Source organism: Corynebacterium doosanense CAU 212 = DSM 45436, assembly GCF_000767055.1.
Lineage (GTDB): Bacteria > Actinomycetota > Actinomycetes > Mycobacteriales > Mycobacteriaceae > Corynebacterium > Corynebacterium doosanense.
The window spans coordinates 1,635,985-1,656,200 of the sequence record NZ_CP006764.1; the positions used below are offsets into that span (position 1 = coordinate 1,635,985).

Below are 20,216 nucleotides of genomic sequence, written 5' to 3' on the forward strand. Positions count from 1 at the left end.
AGAGCCCGATAGGAAGAGCGACGTTAAATAGTGAAAGTCTATTAACCAGTCGCTCCCTCCCCTCGAAGTCGTTCAAAGAGCCCGAACTCCATGGCCATCTCCACCAACCTCCTGGTTGTCATCTCTCGGGCTGCCTTGGGAACTTCGTTGGAGGATTCTTCGTGCTGCCACAGGGCGTCTTCCAGGATGACCTGCAGCTGCGGGGAGCTGGCGAAGTCGATCTTAGAGTTGTTCTTGGCCTGGACCTCCAGCTCGGGATGATCAGCGGCCTCCGCCAGCAGGGCCTGGATGAAGCTGACCTTGTACTCTTCCTTGGCTTCCAGGTCCCCGAAGTACTTGTTGACCTTCTCGATCAACTCTGCCTTCCCGGCATGTTCCGATTCCCGCGCCTTCGCCAGGCCAGCCTCGGTCATACCCGTCAGCCCCGGGGCATCTCCCTCGGTGGTGTTCAGTCCGAGGTCGTCGTCCTGGCGGATCTTCTCCAACCGGAAGTGGGTAAGCACCACATCAGAGACATCCACCGCCTCAGGTTTCTCGGCGTCGGCCGTGAACTCCCGTAGCTGCTTGGCCAGCAGGTCGGCGAAGACGGACATCTTCTCGTAGCGTGGGTCCCCGAAGTGGAGGATCTGGCTGAAAAACGCATACCTACAGTTCGAAGACAGCTTCGGGATCGTCCATCGCCTCGATCACCCCAGTGAGGTTGCCGAGGTCGGCCAAGGGTGAGGTTTGTGCCACTTGAACGATGCCGGCGACCACGGTCTGCATCGCCGCAACATCACCGGATTTCACCGCCGCTTCGAGACTGTCGAACAGGCGCTTGTTGGTCTCACGGCGTTCAGCGAAGGTCAGATCGAAGTAGCGATGTAGGGTGTTCTCCACCAGTTGGAGCCGGGCGATCTGAGTCTCCCGGTAGGTCACTAGCTGTTCCCGCTTCGTGCTCTGCTTCTCGTGTAACTCGACGAGGCCTTGCACCACCGTGACAATCTCTTTGAGCGACCCGAACGCTTCGGCGGAGGTGATCTTGCCAACGAAGATATCCATCACCTCAGCAGCGTTTGTCGGCACGACAACGTCGTTTGGCTCTTTCTTTGGGTCAGGCATTTGGTGCCTCCGTAACTGGCTCTCGGTACTTGAAGATGAGGTCGTCGGTGCTCTCATCCAGTTCACCGTCCTCATTTGCTACGGGCGCGATCGCGACATCGCGAACCGCCCGTTGCAGGATGAGGGCGGCCTGGAGTCGCTCGGCGTGATCGGGCATGATGAAATCTTCGGACTCCAGCAGGTCGAGGGAGACCGTCGCCTTATCAATCAGGCGGACCAGGATGTCATCGAGCTCAGTGGCCCTGAGCTGGACTCCACGCATGAGCTCATCCCGGGCATCAAGCCGAGCAATCTCTAAGTCAACCTCTGCTCGAAATTCCTCGGCACTGCCCTTGGCCTTGAACCCCTGACCGAGCATGGTCAGTCCGACAATCAGGATCACCGGGCTGATTGTCACGATGTTGAGCATCTGACCGCCGAGCTTCATGCCGCCACCACCAGACTTGATACTGCCGCCGCCGAAGAAGGCGAGTGTGGCCTTCTCCGCGGCGGCGCCATGGAGGTTGGCGATCCGGTTTCCGGTGCTCGCCGTCCCTAACTCGATGGCACCTGCCTTAGCGAGGCGCGGAGCGGCTCGACCAATATTGACGGCAGTGACGATTCCACGCACCCAATTTGCTACGTCTGCATCGAGTCTGGCCATGCCAATCACCCGCGCATTGCAGGCATCGACGCCGTCCAGTACCAAGTGCTCGTTGGCCTGAACCTGCTTTGCGTGGCGTTCGAGGAAGTCCCGCATGCGGAACGTCACTTCGATCCTCGCGCGGGCCTGAGTCGTCCCGAAGACCTGAAGACACTCGTTGGTCTGGATCACCACCGCTTGGTGGGCTTGGTAGCGTTTGTCGTATCGCTCGGACTGGGTTCGGTTGGCTCGGTGGGCCCGCTGCATCTCAGCTGCGCCCTTCATTGCGGAGGCAGCGCTGACGCAAACCGTGGTGAACCCTCCGATGATGATCGTTAGGGGTACTTTCGGGAGAGCCATCGATGGACCCTCCTTTGCGGCGACGACGAGATGGTTCACATATAGAAGCCAGTCTAGACGTGCCGAGCCCCTCACAATCAATCTCGGGACGCTTGCGTGTTAGGGACGTGTTTTTAGTAGCGCGGTTCTGACGATCGGATGTGCTCTATCAGCACGTTGTGCACAGGATGTCTCATCACCTTGCGCACATGTCAGTGCTAGAAGACGTTGGCGCAAATGGTGCTGTTGCAAAGTGAGGGCTGGGTGGCGGTCGCCATGAAAGGATCACGTCATGGGCATCTTCTCGGGTCGTCATTTCCCCGTGACATCATTCTGTGAACAGTGCGCAGGTAACTACCCGCTGCGGGGTGAGCTGACCTAAGATCGGGCCCGACCTCCGTGTCTACTTTCCAGGGGTCGGGCCCATGACCTCAAATATCATTCGGTGATCCTATTTGGGCAGTGGTTTGCGGACATGATCCGAGCGACGGTGTCGCGTTCTTCCCTGTCCCAGAACTCATCGAAACCCTCATCAACCAAGATGTCGTCGGCAGTTTCGTATTCGGGGTAGTCATCGATGTTGAGCACGCCGTGACAGAAAGCTATCGAGAAGTCTTTCCAATCCTCCTCCTCGACCTCATACGGCACTGTAGCGACACCGGAGTCGGCGATCTGCTGGGAGATGGGGAGGGATGTGTCGGGGGTGTAGTCCTGGAGCCTCTTAGAGACTTTTTCAGCTTCTGAATTGCAGCCAACCAGAGCGAGGCTCGCGACAGTGAGGACCGCGACGATCTTGAACTTAGTGAACATGAAGGTTTTCCGGCTCTTCGCGTTTCGGAGTGCGTAGGTGAGCCCAGGGTGGGGTTCGGGGTGGCACAACATATAGGGGTCCTGGCCGGTACAAGATGAGAGTTGCGAAGCTTCCATCTGACCGAACCAGGACCCTACTGTGCAGCCTACTACTGGCAACCTCGTGGCCGACACCATCTGCCGTACCGCGGAAATCGGCCTGACGATCATCGGCGCCGCCGACGCCGGAAACATCACCATCATCGACGCCACCCTGGTCGCTGTGGAGGATCACTGCCCCGACTGCACCCAGCCCGGGAAGCGGCGTGATCACACTGTTCGTCGACTGGTTGACCTGCCTGTCGTGGGATTTCCCACCCGTCTGCACGTCCGCGTCCCCCGCTTGACCTGCACGAATCAACAATGTCCGAGGAAAATCTTCCAAGCCTCTCTGAACTGCGCCGATGACGGTGCGAAGCTCACCCACCGGGTCACCCGCTGGGTCCTCCAGCGACTGGCCCTCGACCGGATGAGCGTGGCCGCCACCGCGAAAGCCCTCGGGGTGGGCTGGGAATTGGTCAACCAGGTCGCAATCGATGCCTGCCGCAAGCTGGTCTACGACCACCCCCTCCCATCTGGACGGGGTGCGCATCCTCGGGGTGGATGAGCACGTGTGGAAACACACCCGACGCCCAGGCCAGCCATCGTCGTTCGTGACGGTCCTGGTGGACCTCACCCCGCTGGTCGACGGGACAGGGCCTGCCCGCCTGCTGGACATGCGCCCGGGACGCAGCGCAGAAGTTCTACGTAGCTGGCTGCAGGAACGCACCCCCGACTTCAGGGAAAACGTCCAGGTGGTGACGATGGACGGGTTCACCGGCTACGCCAGCGCTGTCGACCAGGTCCTCCCGGACGCCACCAAGGTCATGGATCCTTTCCACGTCGTGCACCTGGCCGCCGACAAACTCACCGGATGCCGGCAACGACTCCAACGTGAGACCCAAGGACGGCGGGGCCGGAAGGACGATCCCTTGTACAAGCACCGGCGTACCCTGTTGACTAGGACGAACTACCTCTCAGAGCGGCAGAACAGGCGGCTCGACCTGTTGTGGGTCACCGACGATGAATATGTCGCACTCGAGGTGACCTGGATGTTCTACCAGGACATGATTGCGGCGTACGGGCATCCGAAGAAGTCGGAGGGCAAGAAGATCATGAGCAGGGTGATCAACAGCATTCGTAAGGGCCTACCAGCGGGTCTGGAGGAGCTTGCCCAGCTGGGCCGGACCCTGTGGCGTCGCCGCGACGACGTTCTGGCGTACTTCGATGTGGGGGCGTCCAACGGCCCCGTCGAAGCCATCAACGGACGGCTGGAGCACCTGCGGGGAATCGCCCTCGGGTTCCGGAACCTGGACCACTACATCTTGCGGTCACTGATCCACTCCGGACAGCTGCACAACCGGATCAACGCACTCTAAATCGCGAAGAGCCGCTTATGTCCTGAGGCGGCCTGGGTTGGTCGGAGACTAGGTTTTACCCTAGGAGGACGATCAGCATCATGGCACGGCCCAGCAAGTACGACACCGCCACCCAAGAACGCGCGGTACGTATGTACTTCGAACGTCTCGAAGACGGCGACATCTCCAAGGCAGCCGCCCGCCGAGAGATCGGCGAACTGCTCGGCGTAAAGGAATCCACCCTGCGCAACTGGATCCGAAAACAGGAAAAGCAGGAACAAGCACCCCAGCCCGGCTCCCTGTCCTACGAGCAGCTCCAGGCTGCCTACGAGGAGCAGGCCAAGGAGGTCGCCAAACTGCGACGAGCCAATGAGATCCTCAAGACGGCGTCAGCTTTTTTCGCCCAAGCGGAGCTCGACCGTAAACTTCGGTAGTCGTGGATTTCATCCGCACCTACCGGAACCGCTTCGGGGTCTGGCCAATCTGCGAAACCTTGACCGCCCACGGCATCGCGATTGCCCCGAGCACCTTCTACGCCCACCAGTCCCGCGGCTTCGGCCCCACCGGAGCCGAACTCGACGAAGCGTACGCCGCCCACCGCATCTACCGACTGTGGGAGGAAAACCGCAAGGTCTATGGCCGGCGCAAGCTCTGGAAAGCAGCCATCCGTGACGGCATGCTTATTGGTCGTGACCAGGTGGAACGGCTGATGAAGATCACCGGCATCCGCGGTGTGTCCCGCGGGATGCACCGCAAGAAGACGACCGTGGCCAATCCTGCGCACCGCCGGCACCCGGACCGAATAGGCCGTCGGTGGAGGTATCCGTCGCATCCGGATCAGTGGTGGATCGCGGACTTCACCTACGCCTGGACGCGGGAGGGATTCTGCTACGTCGCCTTCATCGTCGACGCCTACTCGCGGCAGGTCCTCGGCCGGGTCGTCACCACGGTGATGGACACCAGGATGGTGCTCATGGCCCTGGAACACGCGTTGTTCAGCCGCAAACGCACCCGCATGGATTTCACCGCCACCGGCATCGTCCATCACTCGGACGCCGGGGCGCAATACACCTCGCTGGCGTTCACCGACGCGCTGGCAGACGCCGGACTCCAGGGCTCGGTCGGTGATGCTCTGGACAACGCGATGATGGAGTCGACGATCGGGCTGTACAAGACTGAGCTCATCGACGTCGATCCCGCACGCACGTGGAGGGATGCCCGGGAGGTCGAAACGGAAACGGCCTCGTGGGTCTACTGGTACAATCACCAGCGTCTGCACTCGTCGATCGGTGACGTTCCCCCGATCGAATACGAGCAGGACTACGAGGAATTCAACACCACCCGAAAAGCCCAGTAAGGCTTTTACCCGTAGTCTCCGAAAAACTCAGGCCGATTCAGTCCATACTGACTATTGCCCACACGAAGGGCGGGGTGGGTAAAACAACCTCCGCCGTCCTGCTGTGCGCAGCTGCCCATGCCCGAGGAATAGACGTCACCCTCATTGACTCCGATGCCCAGGGCACCGCGACCGCCTGGGCCCAGGCGGCCGAGGAGGCAGGTGACGCCTTCCCCTGGCCCATCGTCACAGCAGCCACCCCCGCCAATCTTACCCGGGCCCTTGATGGTCATGACGGACTCGTCATCGTGGACACCCCGCCCGGCGGCTACGAAGTCATCGAGACCGCCATCGAGGCCGGCGACCTGATCTTCATCCCCACCTCCGCCTCACCCCTAGAGCGACACCCCGAGGGTGGAGACCTTCAACCAACCGATGCAGGTCGGCGGCGCGGACGACGATGTACAGCGCGTCCTCCACCAGGATGCGTTGCCGCTGCAGCGGCAGGATCACCACGGCGATACGCACACCCTCGTCAGTGGGATCGAGGCAACAGAATTGGTAACTATCGATGACCCGCTCAGTCTCACTGATGTAAGTGAATTCGGTGTCGAAACCGATGACATGTGAGCGCTGTCCAGTGCCCATCGACCGGACCGTGGCGAGGTCTCCGATCGCCGGGACCGCGGCCCCGGCGGGGTCGCACGTTGGCTGTCCTCTCAGGCCAGCCAATCTGCTCTCCCATAGGGGAATTTGGCCTGAATGTGTTCGAATGTCCTGACCAGCAGTTTCACCGCTTTGTTCGAATGAACCCGTGGGGCGGGTCTCCGAGACCCACCCCATATTTCCCCGTTCCACACGACGGATCAGGACGCTGAAAAATGAGGCGTCTTTGACATCAGGATTGCCCAAAGAAACGTCAACGAGACGGGCGTTCCAATCGGTATCTTCGACGTCGGAAGCAGTCGCTAAGTGAGCCTGCTGAATAGTAGACGGTAAACTATCGACAGCACCATGTTCGATTTCCCAGGAACCCCCCGGCCCAGCCCGGTGGGGTTTTCCTATGGATGGCCACTACCGACCACTGCCGTAAATGTAGTCGTACAGCGTGGCAGCCGTGATTAGCGTGGTGCGCCCCTTGCCCCGGGTACCGGGAACGGTCTTTAATTCACCGCGAGTGAGCAGGCGATCAAGGGTGCGAACAGAGATGCCCAGACGATCACACACGTCTTCACGACGGAACGTCCTGAGGAGATCATCAGCAGTGATCGAGGGAAGGGTAGGGGTGGCGTTAGCCATAAAGATACCTCCGGTAGCTGCCCACCCGTCAAGATGGTGCTACCGGGGCCTATCGGCGCCCCGGCCCGGGGATTGTCCCCTAAGGCTCCAGTGGCGGTCCCGCTCCGTCGCGCGGTCCAGTAATGACTGCTCAGTCATTAGACGTGTCATCCCATCACGCCCCGTCCTCGCTCCAATGACCGAGCTGCGTGGGGGATATCCACGCCAGGGTCATCTTCAGCACGTTTACCCTGAGGATACCTAGGAGTGCCCGGAAGCGCCACCCCTAGGATTCGCAACCATCGTGTAGGTCAGCAGGCAAATCACGAGTACCACGCAGGTACCACGACACACCTTGTACCACGATTTAGAAAGCAAAAAACCCCCTGTTTCCAGGGGGTTTAACTGGTGGTCCTAGCTGGGTTCGAACCAGCGACCTTTCCGGTGTGAACGGAACGCTCTTCCACTGAGCCATAGGACCTTGCGGAAGAAAAATTTATCACGCCTGGGTCCGGGGTTCCTAATCGCCTGCACAGCGAGGCGGCCACCGAATGACACCCGTGAAATTCACCTGCGCGTCATCCCCACGCCGTTTCCACCCGCCCACCACGGGATTTGTTCCTCGGCGCGGCGAGCGGCTAGAGTTTGTTCTCGCACCAAGCACGGCGCGTACAGCGCCGACGTGGACGTGCATGCGGATGTGGCGCAGCTGGTAGCGCATCACCTTGCCAAGGTGAGGGTCGCGAGTTCGAATCTCGTCATCCGCTCTCGTTTCAATCCTCGTGGTTGGAATGTCCCGAGCGCGTTTAGCTCAGCGGGAGAGCGCTTCCCTGACACGGAAGAGGTCACTGGTTCAATCCCAGTATCGCGCACAGAGAGCCCTCGGTTCTCAACGCGGATGTGGCGCAGCTGGTAGCGCATCACCTTGCCAAGGTGAGGGTCGCGAGTTCGAATCTCGTCATCCGCTCTGGTACCTTTTCATCAGGGTATCTGTCTAGATCATGAGGCGGAAAACTTCGCCACGGTGGAATGGCCGAGTGGTGAGGCAACGGTCTGCAAAACCGTGCACACGGGTTCGATTCCCGTTTCCACCTCGAAGTACTGTAGCTTTTTGCAGTATTCCTGCGCGTTTAGCTCAGCGGGAGAGCGCTTCCCTGACACGGAAGAGGTCACTGGTTCAATCCCAGTATCGCGCACAGAGAGCCCTCGGTTCTCAACGCGGATGTGGCGCAGCTGGTAGCGCATCACCTTGCCAAGGTGAGGGTCGCGAGTTCGAATCTCGTCATCCGCTCAACAAAGAAAAACCCGTCTACCCCAGGTAGGCGGGTTTTTCCGTGTCCCGTAATCTCTCCCCCATGACCTTCCCCACCCACATTCCCGCCCGCGAACTCATCGGCGACGGCCCCGCGCCCGGCGTGCGCGAGGTGCGCATGGTGTACATCTCCACGCTGACGGGCTCGGCGTCCCTCGGCGGAAGCACCGGGAAGATGGGCAACGATACAGACTCCGAGCTGTTCCAGGGCGTGCGCCAGTGGTCCGACGCGATCCTCGTGGGCGCGAACACCGTGCGGCGTGAGGGATACGGAGCGGTCGCCGAGGGCACCGGGGAACAGAAAGCTTCTCGACGCCTCGCCAACCAGTCCCCCGCCCCCGTCCTGGCCGTGATCTCCCGTTCGCTGGATTTTCCCGCCACCGCGGACCAGCTCACGCTCACCCCGCAGTCGAGCCTGGACGACCCGGCTCTGCGCGAACGCCGAACCGAACTGGAGAGCGCCGGCGTCGAGCTCGTGAGCACCGGCGGCGGCAGCCCGGAGGAGATCATTGACGCGCTCACCTCCCGTGGCCTGCACCGCATCGACTGCGAGGGCGGCCCCGGCATCGCCGCGATGATGCTCGGTGCCGACCTCATCGACGTCGTCCACCTCACCTTCGAGCCGGTCTTCACCACCCCGGTCGAGCAGCCGCTACTCTCCCTGCGCCCGGGAATGGAGGGTTTCGAGCGTCGCTTCGGGCTGGAGCACGCTGCACCGACCACCGACGGCACCGTGTTTCTCCGGTACCGCCGCACCACCACCCGCTAGCCTGTGACGGGTGAGCACTCCAGTTACCGCCCCCCTCGACCGGTTCTTCGCCGCCCGCCGACCGCTCGCCCCGCTGTGGCTGACCGACCGCTCGGGCACCGCCGGCAACCGGGTCGCGGCCGCGGTGGCCTGGCCAGTCGCGATAGTGCTGGTCCTCCACGGAATCCTTGTCCTCGCGGCCAACGGCTCGGTGACAGATGACTTCTCGACGGTCCACGCAGCAATCCGCCGGTTCCTCACCGGGACGCCCGTGTACAACGAGGCCTACCACCACGTTGACCCGCACTACCTGTACAACCCCGGGGCGACGCTGCTACTGACCCCGTTGGGGCTGATCCCCGACGCCTCCCTGGCCCGGGGCCTGTTTGTCCTGGCCAACGCCGCGGCGATCGTGGCGGCGCTGGCGCTGTTGACCCGGTTGTTCGGACACCGGCTGAGCTCCGCCGTGTTCCCCGTGTCCGTCGCGGTGGCGTTCATGACCGAGTCCGTGCGCAACACCCTGGTGTTCTCCAACATCAACGGCATCCTCCTGCTCGTCTTTGTCGGCTTTCTCTGGCTGTGGCTGCATGATCGGCGTTGGCTGGCAGGCCTGGCGCTAGGGCTGGCCATCGTGGTCAAGCCGATGTTCACCCCCCTGATCCTGCTGCCCCTCGTTCGGCTGGACTGGCGCACCGTCCTCGGCGCGGTCGCAGTGCCGGTGGTGACCAACGCTATCGCCTGGCCGCTGGTGCCCGGAGCTGGCGACTACCTCTCCGTCGTGGCCCCCTACCTCTCGCAGACACGCGACTACGCCAACTCCTCCCTGGCGGGCTTCGCCGTGTACTTCGACATGCCGGGCGCGCTGCACGCGGCGGCGTGGCTGGTGTTGGCTGCGCTCGTCGGCGTCGGCGTGCTGGCCCTGCTGCCCTGGCGCATCACCGATCCGCTGTTCTGGCTGACCACCTCCTCCGGTCTGCTCCTCACCGGCGTGTTCCTGCTCTCCTCGCTGGGCCAGCAGTACTACTCCATGATGCTGTACCCCATGATCTTCACGCTGCTCCTGCGCACCAGCGTCTTCCACCACGCCCCCGCGTGGCTGGCCGCCTTCCTCTTCCTTGCGCCGGTGAGCTGGCTCAGCGATGTCTGGCCCAACCTCGGCCGCTGGCTCTCCACCTTCACCGCCACGGCCGGCTGGGCGATGCTCATAGCGGTCACCGCGACGGCCACGGTCGTCTGGCTGCGGCGGGAGGGAATCTCTCGCGAGCCGGTAGCGTTGAACAGGAAGACCGCTAGCGAAAGGAGCACCCCATGACCGACTTCAAACTCATCGCGGACGACGAATGGCGCCAGCGCCTGAGTCCCGAGGAATACCACGTCCTGCGCCAGGCGGGCACGGAGCCGCCCGGCACCGGAGAGTACGAGAACACCACCACCGAGGGCATCTACACCTGCCGCGCGTGTGGCCACGAGATCTTCCGTTCCACCGAGAAGTTCTCCTCGCACTGCGGCTGGCCGTCCTTCTACTCCCCCGCCGGCAACGACAACGTCATCGAACGAGTGGACAACTCACTCGGCATGAGGCGCGTCGAGGTCCTGTGCGCGAACTGCGAGTCCCACCTGGGACACGTCTTTGAGGGCGAGGGCTACCAGACCCCCACGGATCTGCGTTACTGCATTAACTCGATTTCCATGAAACTCGAGGAAAAGAGCGTCGATAAGTAAGACGCGAAAAATCCCGCCGTTTCTTCGACGGCGGGATTTTTGCTGCGCGGATCAGGGAAGGGTGGAGACGAGCTCCTCCACCGTGTTGACGCGGCGGCCGGAGTAGAACGGCAGCTCGTCGCGCACGTGCAGGCGCGCCTCGGTGTAACGCATCTTGTGCATGAGGTCGACGATGCGTCCCAGCTCGGGGGCCTCGAAGGAGAGCATCCACTCGTAGTCACCCAGCGCGAAGGCGGGGATGGTGTTGGCGCGGACGTCGGCGAAGTCGGCCGCCGCCATTCCGTGCTCGCGCAGGATGCGGCTGCGATCCTCCGCGTCCATGAGGTACCAGTCATAGGAGCGGATGAAGGGGTAGACGGTGATCCAGTCGCCCGGCTCCTCCCCCATGATGAAGGCCGGCAGGTGGCGTTTGTTGAACTCGGACGGGCGATGCACGCCGTTGCCGATCCAACCCAGGTCCACGACCTGGCCCAGGACGGTGTCGCGGCGGAAACGGGAGAGCGCGTCCTGGAGGTCCTCGAAACGCTCGGCGTGCCACCAGATCATGAAGTCGGCCTCGGGGCGGATGCCGGTGACGTTGTAGAGCCCGCGGACGGTGACCTTGCCCTCCTGCTCCAGCTGGGCGAAGAAGTCGGTGGCCTGCGCGATGGTCTCGGCTCGGTCGGTACCCAGGGCGCCGGGGATGGCCTTGAAGGTGACATAGGCGGAGAAACGCTCGGTGTTGTTCAAGGTGTCAATGTCTGGATGTGCCACGGTCTGGAGGATCCTTTCGGTGGAGGCCGGGGCGGATTCGCATGCCCCGTCTGATATATCCATCATAAGTTGTAGGCCGGGCGCGGTGCCACCGACCCCACCCGACGGCGCGCCTACCCGATCTCCGAGGCCCTGATCACTACCGTCTGCAGTCGTGAGCAACTCAGAATCGACCCCGAGCGTGCCGACATCGCTGAGCGACCGAGGCACCGCCGCCGCGTCCGAGAACCCGGCACAGGACGACGAGCAGTCCCGAACCACCCCGGCGGCCTTCACCCGCGCGGTCGAATCCATGCACTCCGCGCGCCTGCGCAGCGAGCTCTCCCTGGGCACCATCCGCCCGCCCCAGCGACTGGCGCCGTTCAGCCACGCCGTGGGCATCGAGGTCTCCCACACCATCGACCCCGACACCGATCACGTGCCCACCGACACCGAGGGCGACGCCTACGGCCGCCTGATCCTGCTCCACGACCCGGGCGCGGACGATGCCTGGGACGGGACAATGCGCCTGGTTTCCTACATCCAGGCGGACATGGACGACGAGGTGGCCGCAGACCCCTTCCTCCCCGACGTGGCCTGGCAGTGGCTCACCGAGGGGCTCGACGGCACCGGGGCGCAGTACAACAACCTCGGCGGAACGGTCACCTCCACCGCGTCCGTGCGTTTCGGCGAGATCGGCGGCCCCCCGCGCGCCCACCAGCTGGAGATGCGCGCCTCCTGGACTGCCGAGGGCTCCGAGCTCGCGGCCCACGTCGAGGCGTTCGCGACCGTCCTGGCCAACGTAGCCGGCCTTCCCCCCGAGGGGGTCACGGAGCTGGGGCGCTAGACTTCCAGCGTGAGCGAACCCGTAACCCGGCCCCCCTCGGGCCGACCCCCGCTGCTGAACTCCCCGGAAGACTTCACGGCTGCGGCCGAGCGCCTCGCCGCTGGCAGGGGCCCGGTGGCGATCGACACCGAGCGCGCCTCCGGATTCCGCTACGGCGACCGCGCCTTTCTCCTGCAGATCCGCCGCCGCGGATGCGGGACACTCCTGTTGGACCCGGAAGGCCACCGCGCGGACCTCACCGAGGCCTTCGCGCCCGTGCTGGATGAGTTGTCCTGGGTGATCCACGCCGCCGCCTCCGATCTCCCCTCCCTGGCCATGCTCGGCCTGCACCCGGCCGCACTGTTCGACACCGAACTCGCCGGGCGCCTCGCCGGTTTCGAGCGGGTAAACCTCGCCGCCATGCACGAGGAGGTCCTGGGGATCTCGCTGGCCAAGGGCCACGGCGCGGAAGACTGGTCCACCCGCCCACTTCCCGACAGCTGGCTCGACTACGCGGCCCTCGACGTGGAATGGCTGCTCGAACTCGCCGAGGCCATGGCGGAGCTTCTCGACGCAGCCGGCAAGCTCGACATCGCCCACCAGGAGTTTGAGCACCTGCGCCTGACCCACCTCGAGCCGCCCGCGCCGACCCAGTGGCGCGCCGCCAAGGGCATGGCCACGCTGAAGTCCTCCGAGCAGCTCGCCGCGGGCGAACGGCTGTGGCGCACCCGGGAGAGGCTGGCGCAGGATTCGGACACCGCCGTCACCCGGGTGCTGGCCACCAAGACGATGGTGGACATGGCCAAACGCCTGCCCACCACCGCCGCGGAGCTGAAGAGGGTAGACGGCGGCGAGAGGCTCCGGGGCAAACGCCCGGCCTTCTGGCTGTCCGAGGTCGCCGCCGCGAGGCGCTCGGACCGGGACACCTGGCCGCGCCCGGAGCGCTCGGCCTCCCAGGTACCGTCGCCGAAGTCCTGGCAGTCCCTCGATCCCGAGTCCTGGGAGGTGCTCACCGAGCTGCGCGCGGACCTCGCGGAACTGTCGGAGGCGGTGAACATCCCGGCGGAGAACATCCTGCGCCCCGCCCTGCTGCGTGCGGCGGTCTGGCACTCGCTCGGCGACGGCAGCATCCACACCGCCGAGCAGCTGCGCCGCTTCCTCGCCGCCGAGGGCGCGCGCGAGTGGCAGATCGACGCCACCACGCCGCTCATCGCGGCGCGCGTGTTCTAACGTGTTCTGGCGCGTTCTAGCTGGACAGCTCGTCGATCCAGCCGCGCAGGGACTCGGTCATTCCCCGGACATCGAGCCCCACCTCGGCAAGCAGTTCGTTGCGGGAGCAGTGCCGGGGGAAGTAGCTGGGGAACGCGAGCTGGCGCAGCGGGGTGTCGATGCCCGCCGCGTTGAGGGCCTCGGACACGGCGGAGCCGATGCCCCCGCGGAGGATACCGTCCTCGGCGACAACGACGAGGTCATGGTCCGCCGCCAGGGCGAGAATTGAATCCGCCACCGGGAAACACCAGCGGGGATCGAGCACGGTGACGTCCGCCTCCAGGGCCTCCGCGGCCTCCACGGCGGTGGCCGTCAGCGGCCCCACTGCGATCAGCAGGACCGAGGGTGAGCCCTCTACCGCGTCGCTGTAGCGCAGGATGTCCACCCCGTCCGCGGTGCGGGTCAGGGCCGTCATCTCCTCCGGCAGGTTTCCCTTGGGGAACCGCACAACGGTCGGGCCGTCGTCGATGTCCACGGCCTCGTGGAAGAGTTCGGTGAGCTGCGCACCGTCGCGCGGGGCCGCGATGCGGATGCCGGGGACGACCGAAGCGACCGACAAGTCCCACACGCCGTTGTGGCTGGCACCGTCGGAACCGGTGATGCCCGCGCGGTCGAGCACGAGGGTGACCGGCAGTTTGAGCAGGCCGACATCCATGAGCAGCTGATCGAATCCGCGGTTGAGGAACGTCGAGTAGAGCGCCACGACCGGGTGCAGGCCGGTGAGTGCCAGCCCGGCCGCGGAGGTGACGGCGTGGGCCTCGGCGATGCCCACGTCGAAGAACCGGCGCGGGTAGGTGTCCGCGAAGGCCTGCAGCCCGGTGGGCCCGGCCATGGCGGCGGTGATGGCGACGATGTCGCGGCGTCGGCCGGCCAGCTCGACCAGGTCGTCGGAGAACTTCGACGTCCATCCGGGCTCGGAGGCGCTGGTGGGCTCACCGGTGATGGGGTCCATCGCCCCGGTGGAGTGCATCTGGTCGGCGACGTTGTTCACCGCCGGGGCGAATCCGTGGCCCTTCTCCGTGACCACGTGAACGAGCAGCGGGCCGTCGTAGTCTCGGGCGTAGTGCAGCGCGTTGTCCAGCACCTTGAGGTCGTGGCCGTTGACCGGGCCGACGTACTTCATGCCCAGGTCGGAGAACATCTCGGTGGGCAGCAGCTGCGACTTCACGCCCTCCTTGAAGGCGGCGAGCGCCTCGAAGGTGCGCTCCCCGACCCAGCCCATCTGCTTGAGGCGCTTCTTGCCCTCCTGCATGATCTCGTCGTAGCCGTGCTGCATGCGGATGCCGGCGAGGTTGGCGGCGAACCCGCCGATTGTGGGCGAGTAGCTGCGGCCGTTGTCGTTGACCACGACGACCACGTTGCGGTCGCTGCCGGCGATGTTGTTCAGTGCCTCCCAGCACAGGCCGCCGGTCAGCGCGCCGTCGCCCACCACGGCGACGACGTTGCGTTCCGGGCGCCCGGCGAGCTGCAGCCCCTTGGCCAGGCCGTCGGCGTAGGACAGCGAGGCGGAGGCGTGGGAGGATTCCGTCCAGTCGTGCTCGGACTCGCCGCGGTCGGTGTAGCCGGAGAGGCCGCCCTTCTGGCGGAGGGTGTCGAACTGATCCGCGCGCCCGGTGAGCATCTTGTGCACGTAGGACTGGTGGGAGGTGTCGAAGATGATGGGTTCATCGGGGGACTCGAACACCCGGTGCAGGGCGATGGTCAGCTCAACGACACCGAGATTGGGGCCTAGGTGGCCGCCGGTGACGGCGACCTTGCTCACCAGGAGCTCCCGGATCTCGGTGGCCAGCTCCTCGAGCCGCCCGGGATCGAGCGCCTTGAGGTCGGCGGGTGATGACAGTTCGCTGAGGATTCCCATTCGTTTGATGTCCTGCTCCTTAACTCACTGCTGACCCGCACTCGTTGCCCGGTCCCGGGCGATGGCGACCCGGGAATTTCTTTCCAGACAGCCTACCCGCGCGGGGCCTGACCGTTGGAATCCCACAACGGTCAGTGGCCCAGCTGGGCCACGACCTCGAAGTGGTGGGTGCCGGGGAACGCGTCGAGCAGGGCCAGGCGCTCGATGCGGTAGCCGTGCTCCTTCCACGAGGCAATGTCGCGGCTGAACGTGGCCGGGTCACAGCCGATGTGAATGACCCGGGCGGGGTTGGCCTTGGCCGTGGCGGCGATGACCTTGGCTCCGGCGCCCGTACGGGGCGGATCCAGGGCCACGACGTGCGGTCCTGACAGCTGATCCACAGCCTGCTCGACCCGCTTGTTCACGCGGTCGACGTCGTAAGACGCCAGCCCTGCCTGGGGGGTGTTCGCGGCCGGGGAGTAGTCCACGGAGATGACCTTGGCGCCGGCGCCGAGGCTGTCGCTCAGCGCGGGCACGAAGAGGCCGACTCCGCCGTAGAGATCCCACGCGACGGGCGTGTGTGCCTCGGAGAGCGGGGCGTCGGCGAGCCAGCGGCGGATGAGTCCGGTGTAGGCGTTCGGCGCGGCGGAGTGCGCCTGCCAGAACGCGGTCGGCGGAAAGGCGAATTCCACGCCGTCGGCCTGCTCAGCAACGAATTTCTCGCCCTCGAGGTGCTCAGCGACGTTCTCGACGCGCGATCCTCGGGGCGCCTTCCGCGTCTCGACGACATGTCGCCCGCCCGCGGAGTCCCGAACCACGACGACCTCCGCACCCGGAGTGAAGCGCCGGGCGTTCTCGCCGACGATGCCGTCGAGAAGCCCCTCCGCCACCTGGGTGCAGGCCACGGACGTGACCAGGTCGTTGGATCCCAGCTTGCGCGCGCCCGCGCGGCCCTTCTCGTCCACGCCGAGGCGCACGCGGGTACGCCAGCCGCGGGTGGGGCTCAGGGCGATGACCTCGGTGTCGGGCAGGCCCGCCAGATCCACGACCCGTCCCAGCTGACCGGCGAGGATGGTCGCCTTGAGCTCCGGCTCGCGCCTCGGATCGAGATCGCCGAAGTCACAGCAGCCGGCTCCCTGGGCCGCCGCCGGGCAGCGCTGCGGCCCGCGGTAGGCACCCGCGGTGAGGACCTCCGTGAGCTCCGCGCGGGCGAACTTCTTCTTCACCTCGGTGATCTGCGCGGACACGACGTCCCCGGGGTAGGCACCGCGGACGAAGACGACCCGCCCGTCGGGCCCGGTGGCGATACCTTCGCCGCCATGCGCCATGCGGTCGATGCTCAGCCGGACGGTCTGGCCGACCTCGACGGCATCAACGGGGTTCTCGGGGTTTACGGGGTTCTCAAGGTTCTCAGGCACGTGGTGGGGTTACTTTCTTGTCGGATCGGAGTCGGGCGCCGGGGTGTTCCCGGTGTTTCTGCCCAGGTTCTTCAGGGTTTCGGCGGCGTCGTTGACGGCCTGCTCATCGTGGCGGCGGGTGCTCGCCTGGTCGCTCTCCTGCTGGATGCGCGCCTGCTCCTGACGCTGGGCCATGGCAGCCTGCACCTGCTCCACCAGCGGCGGGGGCAGCTCGACGGGCAGGGAGTCGCCGGCGAGCACGGGGTCGTCGCCGCGGTAGACGAAGGTCCGCGCGGCCAGGGACCGGGCGAGCTCAGTGAGCTGTTCGGCCGACTCCTTCGGCGAGGCCAGGGTCAGGCGCAGCATCCAGCGCGGCCCGTCGATGCCGATGATGCGCATGGTGTTGTCCCCGCTCGATCCGGTGACCTCGCGGCCCCAGACTCCCTCGACGAAGGTCGCGGGCATGCCGTCGCGGGTCATGCCCTCGAGGATCTCCTGGGAGGCGGTCTCCCACTGCCCACCCTGCCGTGGGGCGGCGAACGCGACGGGCGTGATGCGGCCGAAGCGGGTGACAATGTGCAGCATCCGCGGACCGGACTCACCCATCTCCAGCTGCACCTGGCTGCCCTTGGGCAGCGGGATGCGCATGGAGCCGAGGTTGAGCACCCCGGTGGCGTAGTCGGAGAGGTCGAACTCCTCGATGTCGACGTTGTCGCCATCGAACGGCCCCGACTCACCGGAGACCGCGTCGTGGGGGATGCTGGCGGCGGGCTTCTCGACGCCTCCGGCAACCTCCCTGTCACGCTGCAGCGAGTCCGCGGTGTCGGACCGGGTGTCAGCCTCGGTCACCTGCTCGTCGGCGGGTACGAAGGTCTCGGTGGTGTCGGTGGTCTCGCGGGGAGCCTCCTCGACCGGCTCGTTCTTCTTTCCGAATGGCCACAGTGCCATGGTGGGGTGATCCTTTCTCAGAGGTGCTCAGGGTGGTCTGTTGCTGTCGGTTCTAGGCGAGCGGAGGCAGGTGCGTCTCCACCCCGGTGGAGCCGTGCCCACCCTCTCCCCGTTCCGTCTCATCCAGCTCGTCGACCTCAATGAAGTCCACCAGCTCGACGCGCTGCACGAGCAACTGGGCGATCCGGGATCCGCGGGGCAGGTCGATGTCCTCGCGGGGGTCGAGGTTGATCAGCGCAACCTTGATCTCCCCACGGTACCCGGCGTCAACGGTCCCGGGAGCGTTGACGATGCTGAGCCCCTGGCGGGCCGCCAGTCCCGAGCGCGGGTGGATGAGGCCGACGGTCCCCGGGGGCAGCGCAACGGCGATGCCCGTTCCCACCAGGGCACGTTCCCCCGGCGCGAGGTGCACGGCATCGGTGCAGTACAGGTCGACACCCGCGTCGTCGTGGTGCGCGCGGGTGGGCACCGGCAGCCCCGGGTCGAGCCGCTTGAGCTGGACGGACGTGTCCGTGTTGTCTGCTGATTGCCTGTTCACGGTGATCAAGGCTACCTACCGCGGGTCGGGTGCTGCCAGGTTGGTCGGCTAGACTTGCGGCCTGTGAGTGACAGCGTGATGACGGAAACGACAATCATCTACCGCGAGCGCCAGTGGGTGCCGTTCTACTGGTGGATCCTGGGCGCGGGCCTCGTCGCCCTGACCACCGCCCAGTTTGCGCTCAACCGGGATGTCTGGTGGCTGATCGGCCCCGCGGTCCTGCTGTCCGTGCTCGCCGCCTGGGTGCTGCTGTGGTTGTCCTCGACGGTGATCCGGGTGGAGCAGGACGGCGACGGGACCCGGTGGCTCATCGCGGGCCAGGCGAACCTGCCGTCGGATGCCGTCGCCAGGTCCCTCGCCGTGCCGGAGTCAGCGAAACGTAACGCCATGGGCAAGCAGCTCGATCCCGCAGCCTTTGTCGTCTCCCACGGCTGGGTTCGCCAGATGGTCATGCTCGTGCTCGACGATCCCGAGGATCCCACCCCCTACTGGCTGATCTCGTCGAAGAACCCGGAGGCCCTGCTGCGGGCGTTTGTGCCCGATCAGGCGGACGCCGCCCTGGTGCACATGCCCCGCAGCTGACAACGTCGCAGAGAAAAACCGCCACGGCCCCCGACTAGGGGCGTGGCGGTTTTTGCTGACGGAGCTGATCAGGCGCAGTCGAGGCAGATCGGCTGGCCGTCCTCGTGGTGGGAGATGCGGTTCTTCTTCTGCACGAGGAAGCAGCTACTGCAGGTGAACTCGTCCTCCTGGCGGGGCACGACGTCGACGTTGAGCTCCTCGCCGGTGAGGTCGAGCGACGGCGGCTCGAAGGCCTCAATGATCTCTCCGTCGTCGTCCATGCCGTTGGACGGGGTTTCGGCGGCCTTGAGCCCCTCGAGGGAGTCGGTCTCAAACTCGTCTTCCGCGCGGCGGCGGGGGGCATCGTAATCGGTGGCCATCGTCTTCGGTCCTCTGGTTGAAGTTGAGGTGTGGAAATAGTTCGTGCGCAAACTCGTTTCCGGTTGACGTGCCGCATACTAAGCGAGCCTCACGCCGATGTCTACATCGGTCCCCCTACTCCCCCATCGACCGTGGTCACGGCCCCAATGGGCGGGTGGCTCCGGCATCTCGCAGCAGCCCCGCGAAGGCGTCGGCGATACCCGGCGCGGCGGCGAGACTCAGGCGCCCCTCCGTTCCGGAGACCGACAGCGGGGGTACCTCCACCACGGCTCCCGCCTCCCGGGCGATGATCGCCCCGGCGGCGAAGTCCCAGCAGTGGATCCCGTTCTCGTAGTAGGCGTCCACCCTCCCCTCCGCCAGGTGGCACAGATCCAGTGCGGCCGATCCCAGCCGGCGGAGGTCGCGCACCCGGGGAAGGAGCGTGGCGACGATCTCCCCCTGCCTCCGCCGGCGCTGCGCGCCGTAACCGAACCCGGTGGCCACGAGCGCCATGTCGAGCGACTCAACCCCGGTGGCGCCGAGCCGGTGTTCCTCCCCGGCCACGCTCTTGGCGGCACCCTCTCCCCTGGCCGCGGAATAGGTCTCGGCGGTGACGACGTTGATCACGGCCCCGGCGAGCACCTCGCCGTCGCGCGCCACGCCGACCGAGACCGCGTAGTGCGGTATCCCGTAGAGGAAGTTCACGGTTCCGTCGATGGGGTCGACGATCCACGAGAGCCCGGTGGCGGACTCCTTGTCCGAACCCTCCTCGCCGATGATGCCGTCGGCGGGGCGAAGTTCACTGATGCGCTCGTAGAGGTGCTCCTCCGCGAGGGTGTCCACGACGGTGACGGGGTCGACCGCCGAGGACTTGCTCATGGAGTAGTCCCGGATGTCTCCCCGGGCGCTGAGCTCGCGGCGTCGAGAAGCCACTAGCGACGCGGTCTCTGTCACCAGATCCACACAGATCGATCGCAGGTCTGCCGGGCTCGGGTCAGGTTCACGGGTGTCGCGTGCGTCGCGGTACGTCATGCCGACCATTGT

Annotated in this window: 19 protein-coding genes, 7 tRNA genes, 3 pseudogenes and 1 other annotated feature; of the genes and pseudogenes, 16 read left to right on the forward strand and 13 right to left on the reverse strand. The window is 65.3% G+C overall.

Annotated elements, in window-relative coordinates; all coding sequences use genetic code 11:
* Positions 1-41: 41 nt before the first annotated feature.
* From CDOO_RS08035 to CDOO_RS08050, 4 genes are all read right to left on the reverse strand, one after another.
* Positions 42-593, reverse strand: coding sequence for a hypothetical protein (locus CDOO_RS08035; RefSeq protein WP_018023072.1), 552 nt, complete (start codon positions 591-593; stop codon positions 42-44).
* 52 nt (positions 594-645) lie between these two features.
* Entirely contained in the window at positions 646-1,101 is a 456-nt protein-coding gene (locus CDOO_RS08040; RefSeq protein ID WP_020384711.1) for a hypothetical protein, read from the reverse strand.
* Positions 1,094-2,083: a hypothetical protein gene (locus tag CDOO_RS08045; protein ID WP_018023070.1), complete on the reverse strand. Its 990-nt coding sequence runs from the start codon at positions 2,081-2,083 to the stop codon at positions 1,094-1,096. Before CDOO_RS08045 ends, CDOO_RS08040 begins: the two co-directional genes overlap by 8 nt.
* Before the next feature lie 417 nt (positions 2,084-2,500).
* Complete coding sequence (locus CDOO_RS08050) at positions 2,501-2,872, reverse strand: hypothetical protein (protein ID WP_018023069.1); 372 nt, start codon at positions 2,870-2,872, stop codon at positions 2,501-2,503.
* A 139-nt stretch (positions 2,873-3,011) separates the two neighbouring features.
* Here CDOO_RS08050 and CDOO_RS08055 point away from each other — a divergent pair.
* The 4 genes and pseudogenes from CDOO_RS08055 (at position 3,012) to CDOO_RS14365 (ending at position 6,274) form a co-directional block, all read left to right on the forward strand.
* Positions 3,012-4,329: pseudogene (locus CDOO_RS08055) on the forward strand (ISL3 family transposase).
* 80 nt (positions 4,330-4,409) lie between these two features.
* Positions 4,410-5,665, forward strand: a pseudogene (locus CDOO_RS08065) (IS3 family transposase).
* Positions 4,700-4,831 (forward strand) — a sequence feature (AL1L pseudoknot). It overlaps the preceding pseudogene by 132 nt.
* 74 nt (positions 5,666-5,739) lie before the next feature.
* Positions 5,740-5,985 (forward strand): annotated as a pseudogene (locus CDOO_RS14360) (nucleotide-binding protein); the annotation flags it as partial.
* Between the two features lie 73 nt (positions 5,986-6,058).
* Complete coding sequence (locus tag CDOO_RS14365; protein WP_245616283.1) at positions 6,059-6,274, forward strand: hypothetical protein; 216 nt, start codon at positions 6,059-6,061, stop codon at positions 6,272-6,274.
* A 444-nt stretch (positions 6,275-6,718) separates the two neighbouring features.
* Here the strand turns inward: CDOO_RS14365 and CDOO_RS13650 are convergent, their stop codons facing one another.
* Both CDOO_RS13650 and CDOO_RS08075 read right to left on the reverse strand, forming a co-directional pair.
* On the reverse strand, positions 6,719-6,943 hold the full coding sequence (locus tag CDOO_RS13650; RefSeq protein WP_081610418.1) for a helix-turn-helix domain-containing protein: 225 nt from the start codon (positions 6,941-6,943) through the stop codon (positions 6,719-6,721).
* A gap of 385 nt (positions 6,944-7,328) precedes the next feature.
* Positions 7,329-7,403 (reverse strand) — tRNA-Val (locus CDOO_RS08075).
* 213 nt (positions 7,404-7,616) lie between these two features.
* Here CDOO_RS08075 and CDOO_RS08080 point away from each other — a divergent pair.
* The 9 genes from CDOO_RS08080 (at position 7,617) to msrB (ending at position 10,704) form a co-directional block, all read left to right on the forward strand.
* Positions 7,617-7,689: transfer RNA gene (locus tag CDOO_RS08080), tRNA-Gly, on the forward strand.
* Between the two features lie 33 nt (positions 7,690-7,722).
* A tRNA-Val gene (locus CDOO_RS08085) sits at positions 7,723-7,794 on the forward strand.
* Between the two features lie 22 nt (positions 7,795-7,816).
* A tRNA-Gly gene (locus tag CDOO_RS08090) sits at positions 7,817-7,889 on the forward strand.
* A 56-nt stretch (positions 7,890-7,945) separates the two neighbouring features.
* Positions 7,946-8,016: transfer RNA gene (locus CDOO_RS08095), tRNA-Cys, on the forward strand.
* 30 nt (positions 8,017-8,046) lie between these two features.
* Positions 8,047-8,118 (forward strand) — tRNA-Val (locus CDOO_RS08100).
* 22 nt (positions 8,119-8,140) lie between these two features.
* Positions 8,141-8,213 (forward strand) — tRNA-Gly (locus CDOO_RS08105).
* Positions 8,214-8,277: 64 nt separating this feature from the next.
* The gene (locus tag CDOO_RS08110; RefSeq protein WP_020384546.1) at positions 8,278-9,003 is read left to right on the forward strand and encodes a pyrimidine reductase family protein; all 726 of its coding nucleotides are present in this window, start codon (positions 8,278-8,280) and stop codon (positions 9,001-9,003) included.
* A 10-nt stretch (positions 9,004-9,013) separates the two neighbouring features.
* Positions 9,014-10,294, forward strand: coding sequence for a glycosyltransferase family 87 protein (locus CDOO_RS08115; protein WP_018021093.1), 1,281 nt, complete (start codon positions 9,014-9,016; stop codon positions 10,292-10,294).
* The gene (gene msrB / locus CDOO_RS08120; RefSeq protein ID WP_018021092.1) at positions 10,291-10,704 is read left to right on the forward strand and encodes a peptide-methionine (R)-S-oxide reductase MsrB; all 414 of its coding nucleotides are present in this window, start codon (positions 10,291-10,293) and stop codon (positions 10,702-10,704) included. Before CDOO_RS08115 ends, msrB begins: the two co-directional genes overlap by 4 nt.
* Positions 10,705-10,755: 51 nt before the next feature.
* On the opposite strand, the gene hemQ is transcribed toward msrB, so the two are convergent.
* The gene (gene hemQ, locus CDOO_RS08125) at positions 10,756-11,457 is read right to left on the reverse strand and encodes a hydrogen peroxide-dependent heme synthase (protein ID WP_018021091.1); all 702 of its coding nucleotides are present in this window, start codon (positions 11,455-11,457) and stop codon (positions 10,756-10,758) included.
* Positions 11,458-11,611: 154 nt separating this feature from the next.
* On the opposite strand from hemQ, the gene CDOO_RS08130 reads away from it, so the two are divergent.
* Positions 11,612-12,283 carry a DUF3000 domain-containing protein gene (locus tag CDOO_RS08130; protein WP_026159236.1) on the forward strand — a complete coding sequence of 224 codons (672 nt, stop codon included), beginning with the start codon at positions 11,612-11,614 and terminating at the stop codon, positions 12,281-12,283.
* Positions 12,284-12,292: 9 nt separating this feature from the next.
* Positions 12,293-13,492, forward strand: coding sequence for an HRDC domain-containing protein (locus tag CDOO_RS08135; protein ID WP_020384544.1), 1,200 nt, complete (start codon positions 12,293-12,295; stop codon positions 13,490-13,492).
* A 16-nt stretch (positions 13,493-13,508) separates the two neighbouring features.
* Here the strand turns inward: CDOO_RS08135 and dxs are convergent, their stop codons facing one another.
* The 4 genes from dxs to dut form a co-directional block, all read right to left on the reverse strand.
* On the reverse strand, positions 13,509-15,389 hold the full coding sequence (gene dxs / locus CDOO_RS08140) for a 1-deoxy-D-xylulose-5-phosphate synthase (protein ID WP_018021088.1): 1,881 nt from the start codon (positions 15,387-15,389) through the stop codon (positions 13,509-13,511).
* Between the two features lie 131 nt (positions 15,390-15,520).
* Positions 15,521-16,786 (reverse strand): class I SAM-dependent RNA methyltransferase, encoded by a 1,266-nt coding sequence (locus CDOO_RS08145; protein ID WP_018021087.1) that lies wholly within the window; start codon positions 16,784-16,786, stop codon positions 15,521-15,523.
* A 9-nt stretch (positions 16,787-16,795) separates the two neighbouring features.
* Positions 16,796-17,713, reverse strand: a complete 918-nt coding sequence (locus tag CDOO_RS08150; RefSeq protein WP_018021086.1) for a DUF3710 domain-containing protein — start codon at positions 17,711-17,713, stop codon at positions 16,796-16,798.
* Between the two features lie 52 nt (positions 17,714-17,765).
* A complete protein-coding gene (gene dut / locus CDOO_RS08155) occupies positions 17,766-18,260 on the reverse strand; it encodes a dUTP diphosphatase (RefSeq protein WP_018021085.1) in 495 nt (164 codons plus the stop codon).
* Between the two features lie 69 nt (positions 18,261-18,329).
* Between dut and CDOO_RS08160 the strand changes: the two genes are divergently transcribed.
* On the forward strand, positions 18,330-18,833 hold the full coding sequence (locus tag CDOO_RS08160) for a DUF3093 domain-containing protein (protein ID WP_018021084.1): 504 nt from the start codon (positions 18,330-18,332) through the stop codon (positions 18,831-18,833).
* A gap of 68 nt (positions 18,834-18,901) precedes the next feature.
* Here the strand turns inward: CDOO_RS08160 and CDOO_RS08165 are convergent, their stop codons facing one another.
* A complete protein-coding gene (locus CDOO_RS08165) occupies positions 18,902-19,192 on the reverse strand; it encodes a DUF4193 domain-containing protein (RefSeq protein ID WP_018021083.1) in 291 nt (96 codons plus the stop codon).
* Positions 19,193-19,328: 136 nt separating this feature from the next.
* A complete protein-coding gene (locus CDOO_RS08170; protein WP_018021082.1) occupies positions 19,329-20,213 on the reverse strand; it encodes an inositol monophosphatase family protein in 885 nt (294 codons plus the stop codon).
* Positions 20,214-20,216 lie beyond the last annotated feature (3 nt).

Bases quoted from the DNA above. Each gene is read 5' to 3' on its own strand.
- CDOO_RS08035 (WP_018023072.1), bottom strand. From the start codon at position 593: ATGTCCGTCTTCGCCGACCTGCTGGCCAAGCAGCTACGGGAGTTCACG.
- CDOO_RS08040 (WP_020384711.1), bottom strand. From the start codon at position 1,101: ATGCCTGACCCAAAGAAAGAGCCAAACGACGTTGTCGTGCCGACAAAC.
- CDOO_RS08045 (WP_018023070.1), bottom strand. From the start codon at position 2,083: ATGGCTCTCCCGAAAGTACCCCTAACGATCATCATCGGAGGGTTCACC.
- CDOO_RS08050 (WP_018023069.1), bottom strand. From the start codon at position 2,872: ATGTTCACTAAGTTCAAGATCGTCGCGGTCCTCACTGTCGCGAGCCTC.
- CDOO_RS13650 (WP_081610418.1), bottom strand. From the start codon at position 6,943: ATGGCTAACGCCACCCCTACCCTTCCCTCGATCACTGCTGATGATCTC.
- CDOO_RS08110 (WP_020384546.1), top strand. From the start codon at position 8,278: ATGACCTTCCCCACCCACATTCCCGCCCGCGAACTCATCGGCGACGGC.
- msrB (WP_018021092.1), top strand. From the start codon at position 10,291: ATGACCGACTTCAAACTCATCGCGGACGACGAATGGCGCCAGCGCCTG.
- dxs (WP_018021088.1), bottom strand. From the start codon at position 15,389: ATGGGAATCCTCAGCGAACTGTCATCACCCGCCGACCTCAAGGCGCTC.
- CDOO_RS08150 (WP_018021086.1), bottom strand. From the start codon at position 17,713: ATGGCACTGTGGCCATTCGGAAAGAAGAACGAGCCGGTCGAGGAGGCT.
- CDOO_RS08160 (WP_018021084.1), top strand. From the start codon at position 18,330: ATGACGGAAACGACAATCATCTACCGCGAGCGCCAGTGGGTGCCGTTC.
- CDOO_RS08165 (WP_018021083.1), bottom strand. From the start codon at position 19,192: ATGGCCACCGATTACGATGCCCCCCGCCGCCGCGCGGAAGACGAGTTT.
- CDOO_RS08170 (WP_018021082.1), bottom strand. From the start codon at position 20,213: ATGGTCGGCATGACGTACCGCGACGCACGCGACACCCGTGAACCTGAC.